The sequence below is a fragment of the Streptomyces roseochromogenus subsp. oscitans DS 12.976 genome (genome assembly GCF_000497445.1).
GTDB lineage: Bacteria > Actinomycetota > Actinomycetes > Streptomycetales > Streptomycetaceae > Streptomyces > Streptomyces oscitans.
Genome location: NZ_CM002285.1, coordinates 9,028,010 through 9,028,903, shown reverse-complemented (window position 1 = coordinate 9,028,903; position 894 = coordinate 9,028,010). Strand labels below are relative to the sequence as shown.

General features: G+C 77.7%; 1 protein-coding gene and 1 pseudogene. Both read right to left on the bottom strand.

What is annotated here, in order from left to right; genetic code table 11:
- Positions 1–7: 7 nt before the first annotated feature.
- On the bottom strand, positions 8–622 hold the full coding sequence (locus tag M878_RS88795) for a TIGR04282 family arsenosugar biosynthesis glycosyltransferase (protein WP_023553291.1): 615 nt from the start codon (positions 620–622) through the stop codon (positions 8–10).
- Positions 619–894: pseudogene (locus M878_RS88790) on the bottom strand (glycosyltransferase); the annotation flags it as partial. The gene M878_RS88795 and the pseudogene M878_RS88790, both read right to left, overlap by 4 nt.

Here is an 894-nt window from a genome sequence, read left to right as displayed (position 1 = left end):
CCGCCCATCACCGGGCGACCGGCGTACAGCGGGCCAGCCGGGCGGCGAACCGCCCGTGGGGGGCCAGCGCGGCGACGGCGTGCGCGTCGGCGGCGGTGTCGACGTCCCTCAGCCGGGGCAGCTCGCGCACCCGCAGCCCGGCGGCCAGCAGCCGCTCCCGCTGCACCGCCCCGGTCTCGGGTGTCGACATGGGCACGCCCCGCAGCAGCGCGGGGTCGGGCTGGGCCAGGCCCAGGGCCCAGAACCCGCCGTCCTCCGCCGGACCGAAGTACGCGTCGCAGCCCGCGAAGTCCACGGTGAGCAGCTCAGGCGTCACCTGCGGGGTGTCCATGCCGATGAGCAGAGCCGGGCCCGAGCAGTGCGCGAAGGCGTCCGCCAGCCGCTCGTCCAGCCCGCCCGCGCACTGCGGCAGCACCTCGAAGCCGGGCGGCAGCCACGGTCCCGGCGCCCCGTCGAGGACGAGGACCCGCCGGGCCGCGGGCGCTGCCGCCACGGCGTGCAGGGTGTCGGAGAGCGCTGCCTCCGCGAGGCGGGCCGCCTGCCGCGGGGTGAACGGCGGGGTGAGCCGGGTCTTGACGCGCCCTGGGAGCGGTTCCTTGGCGATGACGAGCAGCGTGGTCATCGTACGAGCCTCCCGTCGGCCGGGGTCTCGGCCAGCACGCGGCTCATGTCCCGCACCGCCTGCCAGGTGCCGCGCCAGGTGCCCGTCACCTTGGAGGCACCGGTGCGCGGCCGGTAGGGCACGTCGTGCTCGGCGATGCGCCAGCCGGCGTCGGCCGCGCGGACGACCATCTGCAGCGGATAGCCGCTGCGCCGGTCGGTGAGGTCCAGCGCGAGCAGCGGCTCGCGGCGCGCGGCGCGCAGCGGGCCCAGGTCGTGCAGGCGCAGCCCGGT

Excerpts from the sequence above, each read along its gene's own strand:
- M878_RS88795 (WP_023553291.1), bottom strand. The coding sequence starts at position 622 with ATGACCACGCTGCTCGTCATCGCCAAGGAACCGCTCCCAGGGCGCGTC.